Origin of the sequence: Kluyvera ascorbata (assembly GCF_023195735.1) — a bacterium.
Taxonomy (GTDB): Bacteria; Pseudomonadota; Gammaproteobacteria; order Enterobacterales; family Enterobacteriaceae; genus Kluyvera; species Kluyvera ascorbata.
In genome coordinates this window covers 1,915,968-1,934,198 of record NZ_CP096201.1, presented here as the reverse complement: position 1 = coordinate 1,934,198, position 18,231 = coordinate 1,915,968, and the positions used below count along the sequence as shown (strand labels likewise).

Below are 18,231 nucleotides of genomic sequence, written 5' to 3'. Positions count from 1 at the left end.
AATTAAAGCACTCGCCAGCACGGTAGTTTTGGCGTTTACTATCTGCCTGCTTGCTATTTTGCCGTGAGGAAGTATGCGTATTAAACAACTGTTACCCTTGATTGGCGCGCTGTTCGCGCTGTATATCATTTGGGGTTCAACCTATTTTGCCATTAGCATCGGCGTCGCCAGCTGGCCCCCTTTAATGATGGCAGGCATTCGCTTTCTTTCGGCGGGCGTGGTGCTGATGGTATTTTTGCTAGCAACCGGTCACCGTCTGCCGGCGCGAAAACCGCTGATTAATGCGGCTATCATTGGCGTATTGCTGCTGGCCGTTGGTAATGGCATGGTAACCGTCGCCGAACACCAGAACGTGCCTTCCGGTATTGCCGCCGTTATGGTGGCAACCGTTCCCCTATTTACGCTCTGCTTCAGCCGCTTCTTTGGTATCGCAACGCGTAAACTGGAGTGGCTGGGGATTGCGATTGGTCTCGCGGGCATTGTGCTGCTCAACAGCGGCGGCAACCTGAGCGGCAATCCGTGGGGCGCGCTGATGATCCTGATTGGTTCGCTGAGCTGGGCGTTTGGCTCGGTGTATGGTTCACGTATTGAGCTGCCCACCGGCATGATGGCCGGTGCCGTCGAAATGCTGGCAGCCGGAATTATCCTGATGGTGGCGTCGCTGTTCAGCGGCGAGCGTTTGACTGCCCTGCCCAGCCTGCACGGTTTCCTGGCGGTAGGTTATCTCGCCATCTTTGGCTCAATTATCGCCATCAACGCCTACATGTATTTGATTCGCAACGTCACGCCTGCTGTAGCCACCAGCTACGCCTATGTGAACCCGGTCGTTGCCGTGCTGTTAGGTACTGGCTTTAACGGGGAGCACCTCTCTGGAACCGAATGGCTCGCGCTGGCGATTATCATCGCCGCCGTCGTGCTGGTGACGCTCGGGAAATATCTTTTCCCGGCAAAAGCCAGCGCTATTCCTTGTCAGACTGAGAAATAAACCTCAGGCTTGAGATCCCTTGAATACCGATCTGCGCGCTGCCCTCGCCGCCGCAGATCCACTCTTCCAGCCGCTCGCTCAATGCAAGATCTGTGAGCTTCTCCCGCCCGCGTAGCGCGCACTCCCACACCACCAGCACGCGCCAGCCTGAAGCAATAAGCTGGCGTATATCCCGCTCATCGCGTACGACATTAGCGCCAATTTTATTCAGCCAGAAGTCGGTGCGCGTCGCGGGCACCTTAAACAGATAGCAATCGTGGTGATGCCAGAAGCAGCCATGCGTGAATATCACGCAACGGTAGTCGTCGAGGGTAAAATCGGGACGGCCCGGCAGGCGCGAGTCCTGCGCGAGCCATTGCAAGCCCAGGCCGTCCAGCAGTACCGCCATCCGTTTTTCAATCGCGGTATTCTGCGCGCCGATGGCGCGCATATTTTTACTGCGGGTGGCCTTATCGTGAACGTCCGCCATCGCCGGTTTCCGAATCACGCAACGCAACCGCCTGCAAAATACGCGACTGTAAAAGGCGCGCCACGGCGGCAAACACCGGTACAATCACCGAGTTACCAAACTGCCGGTACGCCTGGGTATCCGACACCGGAATACGGAAACGGTATCCCTGCGGTGATTCAAAACCCATCAAGCGAGCGCACTCTCGCGGCGTCAGGCGACGCGGGCGATGCAGCTGATTTTGCGGGTCATCAAAGTGCTTTTCCCCCAGCGCCAGATCCCAGCCCCGGTCGATCAGGATTTCGGCGCCATCTTTGTAATAGCGCGCCGACAGCGTTCGCGCCACGCTGCTGGCTTTTGTCGGGTCAACCAGTCCGTAGCCAAAACCGTTGCCTTTCTCCTGATGCTTACGCGCATAGCGGTAGAGATATTTCCACAGCACCGGGGTGAGGATAAATTTGGGGTTAACGTTTGGCTCCAGCAGTTCACCAAAGGTCGGGCGCTGAGCCGGATAGAGCGACGGAATATCACGCAGAGTAAAGCCTTCATGTAGCCCTAAGTCACGGCGGAAACCGACTAACACAATGCGTTCGCGGTGCTGCGGCAGGAAGTACTGACCATCGATTATTTTCGGGTCATTGGCGCCCATATCCGCGGCATCGGAAACTTCATATCCCAGTTCATCTAGCGTCTGCATAATAATTCGGAAGGTTTTGCCGCTATCGTGGCTCTTCAGGTTTTTGACGTTTTCCAGCACGAAGATAGGTGGCCGTCTAGCATCAATAATCCGCACCACGTCGAAAAATAGCGTGCCCTGAGTATCGCAGGCAAAGCCGTGCGCGCGACCCATCGCATTCTTTTTGGAGACGCCTGCTAAAGAGAAAGGCTGGCACGGGAAGCCTGCCAGTAGCACGTCGTGCTGAGGAATCGACGCCCGAATATGTTCCTGAGCCTTACGGTCGCTGACGTCAGGCTGATTGCTCAGCGTCACATCGCGAATATCCGTATTAAACCGATGCTCTACAGGGTCGCAGTACCAGTTGGCTTTATAGGTGCGCACCGTGTGTTTGTTCCACTCGCTGGTAAACACGCATTGGCCGCCAATCGCCTCAAAGCCGTGGCGAATGCCGCCGATGCCGGCAAAAAGATCGACAAAGCGAAAGGCATAATTCGGATGATGCTTAGACGGCCTCGGTAACAAAGAGGCCAGATGGGCACACTCATTTTCACTCAGACGTGTGTTGGCGCGCGCCAGGGTTACGACGCGCTTTACGATAGCCGGGCTCCAGTGCTGTTCCCCCACAGCGCTAAGCTCAGCGACAACGGTCTTTAAATCGTAAATCTCCAGAATATGCTCAAGCAGCGTCTGAGCATCCGGTGCGTCTAACGACGCACTCTCATGTGATAAGACTCGTTGTTGCATAAGTTTGACCAGATACAGAAAAATAAACCTGAGGTTACCATAAGTTGCTTGAGTCTGGCGTTGCGAATCTCCGCAGCACCTGCGCGTCCACCGAGAGCGGATCGCCCGCCAGCTCGGCGCTCAACTTCGCCATAAAGTGCACAAGGAAATCGGCGTTATGCTGTGCCAACTCGCGCCCTTTTGCGGTTTGCATGGTTTCAGGTAACCGCAACAGCTTGGTCTGGAAATGGTCGAGGGCGTAGGTTTTATCATCCAGTTCACGGTTATCAGCGAAGGGATCGTCAGCGTCAAACAGCGCCGCATTCATCGCCCCGGAAACGGCAAATTCCCGCGCTAAACCAATAGCACCCAGCGCTTCTAACCGGTCAGCATCCTGAATGATTTTGGCCTCGGGTGTGTTCGGCGTAATGCGCGCGCTGAAGCTGTGCGCTTCGATGGCGTGAGCAACGGCGCCATAGCGCTCAGCGGGAAACTGCGGGAAATCGCGCTGTAGAATCAGCAGCGTTTGCTGAGCCGATAACTGAGAGGAACGGGCGCGATCGGGATGGTTTTTCGGCAAGCTAACGAGGTCGTGAAAATAACTTGCCAATAATATCACCGTGAGGTCGACGGGATCGTCGGCAGCGATGCGCCTGGCAGTACGCCAGACTCGACGAAAATGGGCGATATCATGCGCCGCATCGCTACCAACATAATGAGTTTCAAACCAACGTTCAACGTCCTGCTGCCATGCTGTTAGTTCCATTCCTTCACCGCGGATGAGTGTATATTGGCCCCCAGCATAGCAATATTAGCGCTGTTCTTCCTGTTCAAGCCGGCGAGGTCGGGTATACCAGGCTATCCCGCCAAGCAACGCACCGACAATACTCAGCACCAGGAAACCGAGCAGCGCGCCAATCCATTTCCCCACGGACGAACCTATTTCACCGTCGATCGTCGCGCCGGGGATAGTCTGCACATCGCTGATGACCCACAGGTAACGCGCCATCGCCCAGACAAAGTAACCGCAAAATGCGTAAAATACCCACAGTGCCAGCTTGCCACCAGGGCCACGCTCTATTTGCTCTTCCATAAAAATACTCTCATTACGCTATTCATGTTCACTGCCACGACATCACGCTGGCAATAGATGTGATATCGGTCACATTATAACGATTAAATTGATGTGAGGTAGTCTCACTCAACGTTACCGGTAACAAACTACCGTTAGCTTGATCTTCGGCAATTTTGTCAGATGACATCTACATCAATGGAAGTACTGCTGATTCGCGTTAGGTTCTTTCGCCCCATTCTCCAGGAGAGTACTCAATCACGATATTCTAATGATAAAAATTTTATAACAGTTGCCATTTTAAATTCATAAAATAAATAACAATAAAGTATTTTTCTGCATCTTTATTTTTTATGGCGATCATGCCATTATCCTTACCGTTATTAGCCTTTTGTTATGCATCAATCAATTTGTTGTTTTTTGATCTTCCCGATCGTATGCCAGTGCGATCGGGATTTTTTTATCTTATACATAATCATTCAGATGATTGATATCGATAAAATTAACATCATCGCGACAAATAAATCCAGTAAAAACAATGATAAAAACAAATAAAACGTTTTTATTCATATTAAATTGAATATAGATGAAACATTATGAAATATTTAATATAATTTAATTACATTTATATTTTAAAATAAATTGAACTCTCACTATATTATCCAGCGCAGTAACGCCGGATGGCGTTACTTATATTCACATGCGCAATAATGCAAAGGAAAATATAATGAAAATGAAAGCTCTGGCACTGTTAGTCCCTGCTTTACTCGTGGCTGGCACGGTAAATGCGGCAGAAATGTATAATAAAAACGGTAATAAAGTAGATCTGTACGGAAAGGTTGACGCGCGTCATACCTTCTCCGACCACGCTGGCGATGACGGCGATGAAACCTACGTGCAGATTGGTTTCAAGGGCGAAACTCAGATTTCTAACGATCTGATTGGCTATGGCCAGTGGGAATACAAAACCTACGCGAACGATACCGAAGGCGCTGGTGATAAATCCTTCAACCGTCTGGCGTTCGCCGGTCTGAAGTTCGCCACCCTGGGCTCTTTCGATTACGGCCGTAACTACGGTGCGGTATACGACATTGAAGGCTGGACAGATATGCTGCCAGTTCAGGGGGGGGACTCCTATACCTGGACCGACAACTTCATGGTTGGTCGTACTAACGGCGTCGCCACCTACCGTAACAGTGACTTCTTCGGCTTGGTTGATGGCTGGAACTTCGCGCTGCAGTATCAGGGAGCTAACGAATCTGGTTCAAACAACCAGGAAGGGACCAAAAACGGCCATAACGATGTTCGCTTCCAGAACGGTGACGGCTACAGCATGTCAACCACTTTTGATTTCAGCGATGCCGTTCCCGAACTTCAAGGTCTGAGCGTGGGTGCAGCTTATGCTTCATCCGATCGCACTAACGATCAGGTGGCTTACCGCGGCGTGTACAATGCTTATGGTAGCGGCAAGAACGGCAGCGTGAGCGCTAGCGGAGATAAAGCCGATGTGTGGACCATTGGTGCGAAATATGATGCCAACGACTTCTATCTGGCGATGATGTATGCGGAAACTCGCAACATGACCCCATTTGGCGACGATGGTATTGCCAACAAAACACAAAACTTTGAAATTACGGCACAATACCAATTCGATTTCGGTCTGCGCCCATCGCTGGCGTGGGTCTATTCTAAAGGCGTCGACGTCGGTGTTCATTACGACAATCACGGTTCTCACCTGACCGATCAAGATCTGGTGAACTACATTGACGTTGGTGCTTATTACTATTTCAACAAGAATTTCTCCACCTATGTTGATTACAAAATCAACATGCTGGACGACGACAACTTCTACCGCGCTAACAACATCTCTACCGATGATATCTTCGGCATTGGTTTAACCTATCAGTTCTAATCTGTAGCTAGAATAAAGCCCGCTAAACGGGCTTTATTCTTCCTTAGCTGAATTACGGCGCTTCCTGCAACGCCACCCGCACAAAACCATTGTTCTGCGCCAGCAGCTCGTGCGCTTTCCAGGCGTCCAGGCCGGTAAGTACCATCAGCACAGCCGTCTTACACTGGTGATCGCAGCTTTCCAGCGCCGCTTTCGCCACCGCGCGGCTGCACCCACCCGCTTCCATCACTATCGCAATTTGCCGCTCAGCCATACGCGTATCCGTGTCACGGATATCCACGCGCATATTGCTATAAACCCGGCCACTGCGAATAGCCAGCCCGGTTGTCAGCATAGAGAGCACCATTTTCTGTGCGGCCATCGCCTTAGGCTCGCCGTAGCCAGCCACCACTTCAGCCCCCGTTTGCGGCGCAATCACGATCTCGGCAAGATCGGTCGCTTCGCTGTGCAGATTGCGGGTAATCACGGCCCGCATCGCCCCCAAAGACCATGCGTGGCGTAACGCCCCCCACAACCATGGTGTTTTCCCACTCACCGTAAGCGCCACCAGCATGTCTTTTTGGGTGAACCCGATAGCCTGAAGATCAAGTACCCCGCGATCGTAATCCTGCCCTGCACCGCTCATCTCATGCAGCATGGCCAACGCCCCGCCGGCAATCAGTCCCATTACCGGGTGCTTTTCGTCCGGGGAAAACTCATTCGCCGCGATCACCGCGTTACGCCCAGAGGCACCGGCCCCCACTATTACCACGCGCCCGCCGTGGCTTAACGTCGCCACCGCGTTATCAATCAGTTGGGTGATGTTGTCGAGACAAGGGGTTATCGCATCAGCAATGCGTTTATCTTCTTGATTAATAACGCTCAACATATCGCGAGTAGACAGTCTATCAATCTCAGCCGTCGTTGAATTGCGTCGTTCCATGACTGAACCGGTAAGCTTAATGCTCATAAACGGACTCCTTATTATGGGTTCTTAAGCAATACTAAAGTGTTTTGTATGGATTGCTCTGCGAGAACGGTCACAAAGAGAGGTTTGGTTTTGTAAGGGAGGATAGCTTTATGAAATCAGGCACATCGGCGATAATGGTTTTTTGACCTCCGATAATAAAAGGTATTAACGTACGCATGCCGCACAATCAGCCCCACCCCAAGCGCCCCATGAAGCTCAGTACGCTGGTGACGCTGATGGTTTGCAGCGTCATTGCCTCCGTGTTACTGGTGGTCTACGCCTTCTACTTTGTACAGATAACCAAAGCAACACGCGCAGGCGTGGAAGATACGGCGTTTGCCATCGCCCGCACGCTTGCCAACTCGCCCGAGATAAAGCGCGGGCTGGCGCAATCGCCTGACAGCAACATCATTCAGCCTATCGCCAGCGCGGTGCAGCAGCAAAACGACCTGCTCTATGCCGTCGTCACTAATATGGACGCGGTCCGCTACTCACACCCCAATGCGCATTTGATTGGTCAGCACTTTATCGGCGCGGATCTTAAGCCCGCATTGCAAGGAAAAGAGAACCTCTCCATCAACCACGGCGTGCTGGCTGAAGCGATGCGCGTTTTCACCCCGATTTATAACAGCCAGCATCAACAGATTGGCGTCGTGATCGTCGGCATTTCTCTACAAAAGGTCGATCAGCAAATCAGCGCCGCACGCTGGAACGCAGTCTGGTTTGTCCTGTTCAGCGCGATTGTCGGCCTGCTCGGGGTCTGGGGATTGGTGCGGGTGCTCAAAAATATCCTGTTCGGTCTCGAGCCTCACGAAATCTCCAGCTTATTTGAGCAACGTCAGGCCATGCTGCAATCAATTCGCGAAGGGGTGATTGCAGTTGATGGTCAAGGTCGGGTGACGCTAATTAATCAGGCGGCTCGCCAAATACTGTTTTCCGTCGATGCACCAGCCCTCGGTGCCGTGCAGCACGCGCCGCTGCTGGATAGCCTGAAAGAAGTGTTGGTCAGCGGCACGCCTATTGAGGATCGTGAGATTGGCTGTAACGGGCGTCTGCTGCTGTGCAGCACCGTCCCGGTGCTCAACAATAAACGGGTTATTGGCGCCATTAGTACTTTCCGCGACAAAACGGAAATCAGTCAACTGATGCAGCGCATGGACGGGCTAGTGAACTACGTTGATGCGCTTCGCAGCCACTCCCACGAGTTTATGAACAAACTACACGTGATTCTGGGGCTGCTGCACATGAAGCGCTACGACAAGCTGGAAGGCTACATCCTCCAGACCGCGCAGAACTATCAGACGGATATCGGCACGTTGCAGCATAAAATTAAATCACCGATCATTGCCGGGTTCCTGTTGGGTAAAATTAACCGTGCGAGCGACGCAGGCGTTACCCTGACGTTGGCCGAAGAAAGTCTGATCCCGGATAACCCTAATGAAGAGCAGGTTGCGGTGTTGGTGACGGTGCTCGGTAACCTGATAGAAAACGCGCTGGATGCGATGGCAGATCAGGGCGAAGGCGAGATTGGTTTGCTGCTGCACTACCAGAATGGCTGGCTCAGCGGCGAGGTTAGCGACGATGGTCCCGGCATCGCGGCCGATCGTATCGATGCCATCTTTAATAAAGGATTTTCAACCAAAGGCGAGAACCGGGGCGTCGGGCTATTTCTGGCCCGCCAGCAAACGGAAAACCTCGGCGGCACCCTTTCCGTCGAGTCTGAGCCTGGCGTGTTTACGCAATTTTTTGTACAAATTCCCTGGGATAGCGAGAGGAACAGCGCGTGATGAATGTATTGATAGTCGATGATGATGCCATGGTGGCCGACCTTAACCGCTGCTATATCGAGCGGGTCGACGGGTTCGTCTGCTGCGGCATTGCCTCTACGCTCCAACAGGCAAAAGAGAAAGTGCAGGATGCCACGCTCTCTATCGATCTTATTTTGCTGGATGTCTATATGCAGCAAGATAACGGTCTGGATCTGCTGCCCATCGTGCGCGATTCTGGCCGCGCGATCGACGTCATTATGATCTCATCCGCTTCAGATGCCGCCACCGTCCAGACATCGCTGCGCTACGGCGTGGTGGACTACCTCATTAAACCGTTCCAGTTCCCGCGTTTTGAAGAGGCGCTGCTGAGCTGGCGTGAGAAAAAACAGCTGATGGGCAGCCACGCCTACTACGAGCAGGCCGACGTTGACCGTCTGCTGCACGGCGGTACGCCGGAACTGGCGGATACCAAACGCTTGCCGAAGGGCTTAACGCCGCAGACGCTGCGCACGCTGTGCCAGTGGATTGATGCTCACCCGGAGACCGAATTCTCCACCGACGACCTGGCGCAGGCGGTGAATATTTCACGTGTGTCTTGCCGTAAATATCTGATCTGGCTGGCACAAATTAATATTCTGTTTACCAGCATTCACTATGGTGCTACCGGCCGCCCGGTTTATCGCTACCGCCTACAGGCCGAGCAATACGGCTTGCTCAAACAGTACTGCCAGTAAGCCGGTAATCGCTGTCCAGCAGCGTGAAACGATAGAGGTGGGACGATGAAAGCACCACCTCTTTGTTTTTGGTGACAAAAATAGCTTCAATGTCCGGCCGCGACCGCAGCGCCATGCACCCTTTTTCGACCCCCATGCCGTACATCAGCGTAGTCCAGATATCGCCGTCGATTGAATCCGCGCTGATGATGGTGACGCTATCAAGTTCATTATCCAGCGGATATCCCGTGCGTGGGTCGAGGATATGATGATAAAGATGGCCGTTTTGTTCGAAAAAACGCTCGTACACGCCTGAAGTCACCACCGATTTATTCTCAATTTCCAGGGTACCAATCATCGCGCCAGAGGTTGAGAACGGTTTTTTTAAACCAATTGACCAGCCCCCTTCCGGCGTCCCCAGCGTTTGAACGTTACCGCCGAGATTAATTAACCCCTGCTCCACCCCTTCCTGGCGCAGATAGTCACGCACGCGGTCGGCAATAAAGCCTTTGGCAATCGCGCCGAGATCGATTTCCATACCGGGCTGTGCCAGAAACACGCTCATATCGTCGTCGTTCAGCACGACCTGTTCCGGATTGGTCAGCGTCAACAGTTGGGTAATTTCATCAGCCGGTGGCACGCTGTCGCCTTTAAAACCGATGCGCCAGCGCTTAACCAGCGGACCAATGGCAAAGTTAAAGGTGCTTTGTGGCAGCAGGCTCGCCGCTTTCGCGCATTTGATGAGGGTGTAAACGGGGGCGCTGACAACAACCGGATGCTGACCCGCCGCATGGTTGATATCCATCACCTGCGACTGGGCGCGGTTAACGGTGAGCAGGTCTTCATAGTGTTTGATAAGGCGGAAAACGCGTGAGGCGAGCGGTTCGTTATGCGCGAAAAGCTTAAGCAGGATGGGTGAGCCCATCAGTACGGCAGAATAGCTATAAACCCTTGTGCTGTCTGACATCGATATCCCCCTTTGCTGATGGTAACAACCCGTCGTCGCTACGCTCGGCCGGGCTACGGGTTGGGTTTTGAAGGCCTGATAAGCGCAGCGCCATCAGGCAATTCGATGCCGGTTAATTATGCGGATTCAAGCATCGCCCAGGGTACCTGCTGCGCGCGCTGCGCGGCCTGACGACCGGCAAGCGTACCAAAGATAATAATATCTGCCACCGCGTTCCCGCCAATACGGTTACCGCCGTGGATGCCACCGACCACTTCACCGGCGGCATAAGCGCCAGGAATTGCCTGTTTGTTGGCGTTGAGCACGCAGGTATCAGTGTTGATGGTTACGCCGCCCATCGTGTGGTGTACGCCCGGCGCAATCTGAATTGCGTGGAACGGCCCTTCATTCAACGGTGCGCGCAGTGCAGTTTTACGACCGAACTCTTCGTCGTCCTGTTTTTCCACAAAACCGTTATAGCGCGTCAAGGTTGCCTGGAAGGCTTCAGCGTCCAGCCCCAGTTTTGCCGCCAGTTCCGCAGGCGTGCTGGCGCTGGTGACCAGCCCTTTCGCGATATACTCATCCGCCGCTTTGTTTTTGACGCGAACATGTTCATCAAACACGATGTAAGCATAGTGCTCCGGCAGCGCGATAATCGCCGCGGACACTTTGTCACGGGTCTCCATCTCGTTGAAGAATCGGTTACCCTTCTGATTCACCAGAATAGCCCCGCCGCCGCGAATAGATTCAGAGACCAGATAAGAGGTTTTCTGCTCAACGGTTGGGTGAATCTGAATTTCGCCCATATCTACCGTACCAGCACCGATGCGTTCAAGCAGCGCGATACCGCCGCCGGTCGCCCCTTTGTGGTTAGTGGTGACAAAGCCCGCCAGGTCAGGACGGTATTTCACCACCATTTCGCTGTTAGCGCTGAAACCACCTGTCGCCACAATGATGCTGCGGGTCTGAATGGTGACCGTTTCCTGCTCATCGGTCAGCAGACGTACGGCGGCAACTTCGCCCCCTTCCATTACAATATCGACCACGGAGGTGTCGAGCATGACATCAATCTGGCGTTTTGTGACGTTACGCACGAGACCGCTTATCAGGTAGCCTCCCACTGCAGAACCATCTTTTGGACGGTGCGTACGATCAATGCTCATCCCACCGGTAGTGGTGATGTCGTTCAGCATGATGCCGCGATCCGCCAGCCATTCAATGGCCTGCGGTGCCGTTTCAACAAAGCGGCGCAGCAGCGCAGGATTATTTTTGTTTTTGCCGCCTTTCAGGGTTTCTTCATAGAACAGCTCTTTGCTGTCCTGAATCCCTTTCACCCGCTGGAAGCGCGTTTCTGCAGCGTTCATCCCAGCGGATGCCTTAATGGTGTTCCCACCAATGGTCGGCATTTTCTCAACGATCAGCACGCGGGCACCGTCATCGTGCGCCTGAATAGCCGCCGCCAGACCTGCACCGCCGCTCCCGACTACCACCACATCGTAAGATTTTGGTGCCGCGGTATCGCCGCCCTCTTCAGCCACCAGCGCTTTACTGGATTTCACCATCGCTTTGGAGACCGCTTTTTTCACCGCTTCGCTCTGGCTGGTTGCCCCGGAGATGGCATCCACATGTGGGGTGTTCGCATCCAGAATACGTGAGCGAATTTCTTCAAAGCTGGTGACGAACTCCACGTCCTGATCCACGCCGCCGGTCAGTTCAATGTCGGCGATTCTGTCGGTTTCGAGGCTAACGTTGATAACCAGTTCACCGGCTTCATCCTGCACTGTTTCAACGAACACGCCCGGCTTGAATTTAGACACCGACACGCTCATATCGCGGATCATCGCTTCCACCAGCGAGAAACGCCACAGCGGTTCAGGGATATTCAGCGCTTCGCGCTGGGTGCTGTCGATAAACAGATCCAGCGTCTGGCCGTCGGCAATGCGTTCAGCCCAGTCAGGATAAGCGATACAGGCGCGGCCAACCGCAATCAGGTCGTAACCGTGGTCCATAGCGCTTTCGATATCGCTGTCGTTCACCACGCCGCCCACGCCCATTACCGGCACTTGTGCCAGCGTTTCAGAACGCATCGCAACGTATTTTTCAATCAGCGGGGTCGGGTCGGTCGTATCGACGATAGACGGACGCAACGTCGCACCAACGGAGAAGTGCAGATAGTCCAGCCCACGAGCAGCCAGTTTTTCCAGCAGATACATCGTGTCGTCAAAGCGAATCCCTGGAATTTCCATCTCTTCAGGCGAGAAACGATAGCCGATGATGAAGGCGTCGTCCGCATACTGGCGCACCATTTTATGGGTGATATCTAACACCGCTAGCGGGAATTTCGCGCGGTTATCGCGGCTGCCGCCCCACTCGTCGTCACGCTGGTTGGAGTTTGGCGAGTAGAACTGTTGGATAAGATAGGTATTTGCGCCGTGGATTTCGACGCCATCAAAACCGGCCTGAATAGCACGACGTACGGCATCGCCGAACTTACCGACCATCCCTTCCACTTCTTCAGTGGTCAGAGCTACCGGTGTTGCCGCGCCATCACGCGGGGCCGCTACGGCGCTTGGGCCAACCGGCGTACGGCCACCAATCAGTTTCGGATCGACCATGCGGCCGCCGTGGTAGATTTGCAGCAGTGCTTTAGAGCCTTTCGATTTAATGGCTTCAGCGATTTTTGCCAGCCCGGCAATTTTGTCATCGCTGTCAATGCCGAGTGCGCCCGGGAAAGCCAGACCTAAATCGTCAACAAAACAGCATTCTACGATGATAGTACCGATAAGACCGGCGCGAGCACGATAGTACTCCACCAGCTCGCTGCTGACGGAACCATCGTAATAACCTGAACAGGTTGTCATCGGTGCCATAAAGAGACGGTTTTTAAGCTCGGTACCATTCGGTAATGTACAAGAGCTCAGTACGCGATGTTGATTGTTCATAAGGGTTAACTCCAAACTTTTAAAAAATTAAAATTTAAGAATTCGGGATCGGGCTGTATTTGAGTTATTTGTTATGCCGATATCATGGTATTAATATAACGATAATTTTAGTTACTAAAGCAATTACGTTAGTTATAAAACTATTTAATCCCCTAAATAACACACATACCCCCATGGAGTTACTAATTTAATTCTTTTTTATTCACAATAATTTAATAAATATCGATACAAATGCAACTTTGTTAACAGTGGTCAAACCAGTGCAAAGCCAAAGTTAAAACCAATAAAAACAACAACTTGTGACAATTAAAAACAAGCAAAACACCATCTAATATAAAAATTAATTTAACCTAACCTCCATAATACCCAATAAGCCAATAGGGTTATTTATCAATGCGTAAAATTAATACGGCGATTGTGATTTTTTGATCCCGATCAATTGTAATAGCATCCAAAAGCGCATTATATGAATATAAGATTTTTAAAACTTAGCGCTAAATAAAATAGCGTTAAGCACCTAACTTTTGAAATTGCCAGCCGTGCTTTTGAAATATAAAGAAAGTAAAAAAACTAAAAAAAGCAAAGCGGCAATTTTAGTCAATCGAATTATTAACTACTTATAGAAGCGTAATATGAACGAGAAATCTGCGACATCGCACTCACCGACCCCGGTGAGTAAACCAAAGGATGGTAAGAAAAACCGTCTTGTGATGATGGCGCTGCCTATTATTGTGGCGGTGCTTCTCCTCTTCGTCCCGGTTCCTGACGGGCTTCCACCGTATGCCTGGCACTACTTCGCTATCTTTGTCGGCGTAATTGTTGGCCTTATCTTTGAACCGCTTCCAGGTGCCGTTATCGGCCTGACCGGGGTGGTTGCCATCGCGTTGTGCAGCCAGTGGGTGCTGTTCAGCCCTGAACAGATGGCGGCACCGAAGTTCCAGCTGGCGGGTGCCTCCTTTAAATGGGCGGTCAGCGGCTTCGGCAACTCCACCGTCTGGCTTATCTTCGGCGCGTTTATGTTCGCGGCCGGTTACGATAAAACCCGCTTCGGTCGCCGCCTGGCGCTGATCCTGGTGAAATACCTCGGTCGCCGCAGCCTGACGCTTGGCTATGCCATTACTCTGGCAGACCTGCTGCTGGCACCGTTTACCCCGTCCAACACCGCGCGTAGCGGCGGGACCATCTACCCGATTATCGCTAACCTGCCGCCGCTGTACGGTTCAAAACCTAATGACCCAAGCGCGCGTAAAATTGGTTCATACCTGATGTGGGTGGCGATTACCGCCGCCTGTATTACCAGCTCCATGTTCCTTTCCGCACTGGCACCTAACCTGCTGGCGCTGGCGCTGGTGAAAAGCATCGTTGGTATCAACATCTCCTGGGGTACCTGGTTTATCGCCTTCCTGCCGCTGGGTCTGCTGTTGATTCTGACCATGCCGCTGCTGGCTTACTGGTTCTACCCGCCGGAAGTGAAGGTGAACGACGAAGTGCCGCTGTGGGCCGCACGTGAGCTGGAAAAACTCGGCAAACTGTCTCGTAACGAAATTCTGCTGCTGGTGTTCGTGTGCTGTGCGCTGATGATGTGGATCTTCGCCGCCGCGTGGATTGAACCCGCCATGGCCGCTCTGCTGATTATCGGCCTGATGCTGTGGACCGGCGTACTGGAGTGGAGCGACATCACCGGTAATAAAGCCGCGTGGAACACCTTCGTGTGGTTTGCCACTCTGGTGGCTCTGGCCGACGGCCTCTCCTCTACCGGTTTTATCGGCTGGTTGGGTAAAGAAGGCGGCATGCTGATGAGCGGTATCTCCCCGGGCGTGGCGACCATCGTTCTGCTGCTGGCGTTCTACCTGCTGCACTACCTGTTTGCCAGCACCACCGCGCACACCACTGCGCTGCTGCCAGCGATGCTGACCATCGCGTCAACCATTCCGGGCATGAACATGAACGTCTTCGTGCTGCTGATGGTGACCTCGCTGGGTATCATGGGGATCATCACCCCATACGGTACTGGCCCAAGCCCAATTTACTACGGCAGTGGCTATCTGCCGACCAAAGACTACTGGCGCCTCGGCACCATCTTTGGGGGCATCTTCCTGGTAGCACTGCTGGTCATCGGCTACCCATGGATGTCTATGATGTTCTGATTCATAACCGTCGGCGGGCAACCTCCGGCGGTTTTATTTTTATGGAGTGAAGCGCTATGTCGAATAAATCATTTTATTACCAGAACCCCTTCCCACTGTCTCACGATGACACTGAATACTATCTGCTCAGTCGTGAGCACGTTTCCGTGGCCCAGTTTGACGGTCAGGACGTCTTAAAAGTTGAACCTGAAGCGCTGACGCTGCTTGCCCAGCAGGCCTTCCACGATGCCGCCTTTATGCTGCGTCCTTCTCATCAGAAACAGGTTGCCGCCATTCTGAATGACCCGGAAGCCAGCGAAAACGATAAATACGTCGCCCTGCAGTTCCTGCGTAACTCCGAAATCGCCGCCAAAGGCGTGCTGCCAACCTGTCAGGATACCGGCACCGCCATCATTATGGGTAAAAAAGGCCAGCGCGTCTGGACCGGCGGTGGCGATGAAGCCGCGCTGTCTCAGGGCGTGTACAACACCTATATCTCCGACAACCTGCGCTATTCGCAGAACGCGGCGCTGGATATGTATAAAGAGGTGAATACCGGGACTAACCTGCCCGCCCAGATTGACCTCTACAGCGTCGACGGAGACGAGTATAAATTCCTGTGCATCGCCAAAGGCGGCGGCTCGGCGAACAAAACCTATCTCTATCAGGAAACCAAAGCGCTGATTACCCCAGCGAAGCTGAAAAACTACCTGGTGGAAAAAATGCGTACCCTGGGTACCGCGGCCTGCCCGCCGTACCATATCGCGTTCGTGATTGGCGGTACTTCTGCTGAAGTGACGCTGAAAACGGTCAAACTGGCTTCAACCCGTTATTACGACGGTCTGCCAACCGAAGGGAACGAACACGGCCAGGCATTCCGAGACGTGAATCTGGAGAAAGAACTGATGATCGAGGCGCAGAATCTCGGCCTCGGCGCACAGTTTGGCGGTAAATACTTCGCTCACGATATCCGCGTCGTCCGTCTGCCACGTCACGGCGCATCCTGTCCGATCGGCATGGGCGTTTCCTGCTCTGCTGACCGTAACATTAAAGCCAAAATCAACCGCGACGGTATCTGGATTGAGAAACTGGAGCACAACCCGGCGCAGTACATTCCTGAAGCACTGCGTCAGCAGGGTGAAGGCGCTGCGGTCAGCATCAATCTCAACCAGCCGATGAGCGAGATCTTAGCGCAGCTTGCTGCTCACCCGGTATCCACTCGCCTTTCGCTGAACGGCACCATTATCGTTGCCCGCGATATTGCGCACGCTAAGCTGAAAGAGCTGTTGGATAACGGGGAGGAACTGCCGCAATACGTGAAAGATCACCCAATCTACTACGCAGGCCCAGCCAAGACGCCGGAAGGCTACGCGTCCGGTTCCTTAGGCCCAACCACCGCAGGACGTATGGACTCTTACGTTGACCTGTTGCAGTCTCACGGCGCCAGTATGGTGATGCTGGCAAAAGGAAACCGCAGCCAGCAGGTGACCGACGCCTGTCATAAACACGGCGGTTTCTATCTCGGCAGTATCGGCGGCCCGGCGGCGGTGCTGGCGCAAACCAGCATTAAGAGCCTGGAGTGTGTGGCCTATCCTGAGCTGGGTATGGAAGCTATCTGGAAAATTGAAGTGGAGAATTTCCCGGCATTTGTTCTGGTGGATGATAAAGGGAATGATTTCTTCCAGCAGATTCAGAACAAGCAGTGTGCAGGGTGTTCTCAGCGATAAGTTTGTTCTCCCCCTGCTATGGTCTGTCTCTTGCACGTAAATGTTGAGGACAATTATCTGGTAAGGGGAGACGCATTTGGGTTTATCGCTCCATTGCGGTCTTTTAGTTAACAGCAAAAACCAACACAAATGTCACTGAAACCGATGAGCCCCCGCTGGAAATCGGCGAGCCGTAGCACGAAGGACAAGGTCAGGACGCCATGGATGGCGGACTGAGGCGAACCGAGACACGACGTCGAGTTTCGCCGTGCCGCAGGCTGGAGTCGTAGGCGAGCGTAGTGCGAAGCACCGATTTCCCCGCGGGGCCGCGGGGATTGTTAAGGGGGATGCGGTTATCCCCCTTAACACGTTCACCGGTGAAGAGCCTTCATATTCCGCCTGATGCAAAGTGAACGGAACCACGCACCTCACTGAAAAATATCAGCCCCCCCTGAAATTCATGTATAAGAGACCACGCCACAATAGAGGTTAATTCTATTTTAAGAAACATCCCAATAAAGCAATTAATTACCCCGCCCCCTTGCAGAAACATCTCCAGAACGTTATTCCCGTTTCATCCCATAAATTCAGGTAGTTCATCAGAAAAAACATTCCCGATATAATCCCCGCGCTTTTCAAACTCATTGATTAACACAACACAATAATTTTAAAGGGTTTTATAAATTGAAAAAACTATCTCTGGCAGTATTGGTCCTGGGGAGTCTGGCAAGTGGAATGGCCATTGCGGATAGCCAAAGCGTTTCCATTGGTTATGCTCAAGCTGACGTACAGGACTTCAAAAATATCCGCGGTGTTAACCTGCAATATCGCTATGAATTTGATTCTCCGTTCAGCGTCGTAGGTTCATTTACTTATATGAGCGGCAGTCAGGACCAGAACTATTATGTCGACTCTGATTCCGTCAACACCAATATCGACGTCAAGTATTACTCGCTGTTAGTCGGCCCAGCCTACCGCATCAACGAATATGTCTCCCTGTATGCGCTGGGCGGTGCGGCGCGTACCAAAGCCGATATCGATGTCAAATGGCTGGAATCGAGCAACAACGAAGTCTATCGTGAAAGCGAATCCCGTGATTCAACCTCTTTCGCTTACGGCGCAGGCATCATCATTAACCCAATCGAAAATCTGACCGTGAACGTCGGTTACGAAGGGACCACCGCCGATATCGAAGACAAGTACAGCATCAACGGTTTTAACATCGGCGTAGGCTATCGTTTCTGATACTTTCCGACGCGCG

The 18,231-nt window shown here is 52.7% G+C and carries 14 protein-coding genes; 7 read left to right on the top strand and 7 right to left on the bottom strand.

The window, feature by feature from the left end; translation table 11 throughout:
• Positions 1-73 precede the first annotated feature (73 nt).
• Entirely contained in the window at positions 74-985 is a 912-nt protein-coding gene (gene yedA / locus MY052_RS09035) for a drug/metabolite exporter YedA (RefSeq protein ID WP_202217703.1), read from the top strand.
• On the opposite strand, the gene MY052_RS09030 is transcribed toward yedA, so the two are convergent.
• Genes MY052_RS09030 through drpB form a run of 4 tightly spaced genes read right to left on the bottom strand, consistent with a single transcriptional unit; the run spans position 960 to position 3,928 of the window.
• Positions 960-1,454, bottom strand: coding sequence for a very short patch repair endonuclease (locus MY052_RS09030; protein WP_248538922.1), 495 nt, complete (start codon positions 1,452-1,454; stop codon positions 960-962). The two genes, yedA and MY052_RS09030, sit on opposite strands and share 26 nt — an antisense overlap.
• Positions 1,435-2,856: a DNA cytosine methyltransferase gene (locus MY052_RS09025; protein WP_248538638.1), complete on the bottom strand. Its 1,422-nt coding sequence runs from the start codon at positions 2,854-2,856 to the stop codon at positions 1,435-1,437. The genes MY052_RS09030 and MY052_RS09025 overlap by 20 nt, the downstream gene beginning before the upstream one ends.
• A gap of 34 nt (positions 2,857-2,890) precedes the next feature.
• Positions 2,891-3,601, bottom strand: a complete 711-nt coding sequence (locus MY052_RS09020; protein ID WP_248538637.1) for a phosphohydrolase — start codon at positions 3,599-3,601, stop codon at positions 2,891-2,893.
• Positions 3,602-3,646: 45 nt separating this feature from the next.
• Complete coding sequence (drpB, locus tag MY052_RS09015; RefSeq protein WP_202217700.1) at positions 3,647-3,928, bottom strand: cell division protein DrpB; 282 nt, start codon at positions 3,926-3,928, stop codon at positions 3,647-3,649.
• Positions 3,929-4,634: 706 nt separating this feature from the next.
• Here drpB and ompC point away from each other — a divergent pair.
• Positions 4,635-5,819 carry a porin OmpC gene (gene ompC / locus MY052_RS09010; protein ID WP_248538636.1) on the top strand — a complete coding sequence of 395 codons (1,185 nt, stop codon included), beginning with the start codon at positions 4,635-4,637 and terminating at the stop codon, positions 5,817-5,819.
• A 52-nt stretch (positions 5,820-5,871) separates the two neighbouring features.
• On the opposite strand, the gene MY052_RS09005 is transcribed toward ompC, so the two are convergent.
• Positions 5,872-6,768: an N-acetylmuramic acid 6-phosphate etherase gene (locus MY052_RS09005; RefSeq protein WP_123652178.1), complete on the bottom strand. Its 897-nt coding sequence runs from the start codon at positions 6,766-6,768 to the stop codon at positions 5,872-5,874.
• A 176-nt stretch (positions 6,769-6,944) separates the two neighbouring features.
• On the opposite strand from MY052_RS09005, the gene MY052_RS09000 reads away from it, so the two are divergent.
• Positions 6,945-8,555 carry a sensor histidine kinase gene (locus MY052_RS09000; RefSeq protein ID WP_248538635.1) on the top strand — a complete coding sequence of 537 codons (1,611 nt, stop codon included), beginning with the start codon at positions 6,945-6,947 and terminating at the stop codon, positions 8,553-8,555.
• Positions 8,552-9,271 carry a two-component system response regulator DcuR gene (dcuR, locus tag MY052_RS08995; RefSeq protein ID WP_035895057.1) on the top strand — a complete coding sequence of 240 codons (720 nt, stop codon included), beginning with the start codon at positions 8,552-8,554 and terminating at the stop codon, positions 9,269-9,271. The genes MY052_RS09000 and dcuR overlap by 4 nt, the downstream gene beginning before the upstream one ends.
• Here the strand turns inward: dcuR and MY052_RS08990 are convergent.
• Complete coding sequence (locus MY052_RS08990) at positions 9,252-10,217, bottom strand: FAD:protein FMN transferase (RefSeq protein WP_202217696.1); 966 nt, start codon at positions 10,215-10,217, stop codon at positions 9,252-9,254. The two genes, dcuR and MY052_RS08990, sit on opposite strands and share 20 nt — an antisense overlap.
• 116 nt (positions 10,218-10,333) lie before the next feature.
• Positions 10,334-13,138 carry a flavocytochrome c gene (locus tag MY052_RS08985; protein ID WP_202217695.1) on the bottom strand — a complete coding sequence of 935 codons (2,805 nt, stop codon included), beginning with the start codon at positions 13,136-13,138 and terminating at the stop codon, positions 10,334-10,336.
• Positions 13,139-13,770: 632 nt separating this feature from the next.
• Here MY052_RS08985 and MY052_RS08980 point away from each other — a divergent pair.
• From MY052_RS08980 to MY052_RS08970, 3 genes are all read left to right on the top strand, one after another.
• Positions 13,771-15,285: a DASS family sodium-coupled anion symporter gene (locus tag MY052_RS08980; protein ID WP_202209216.1), complete on the top strand. Its 1,515-nt coding sequence runs from the start codon at positions 13,771-13,773 to the stop codon at positions 15,283-15,285.
• Positions 15,286-15,341: 56 nt separating this feature from the next.
• Positions 15,342-16,991, top strand: coding sequence for a class I fumarate hydratase FumA (gene fumA, locus MY052_RS08975; RefSeq protein WP_248538634.1), 1,650 nt, complete (start codon positions 15,342-15,344; stop codon positions 16,989-16,991).
• A gap of 663 nt (positions 16,992-17,654) precedes the next feature.
• Entirely contained in the window at positions 17,655-18,215 is a 561-nt protein-coding gene (locus MY052_RS08970; RefSeq protein WP_035895060.1) for an Ail/Lom family outer membrane beta-barrel protein, read from the top strand.
• Positions 18,216-18,231 lie beyond the last annotated feature (16 nt).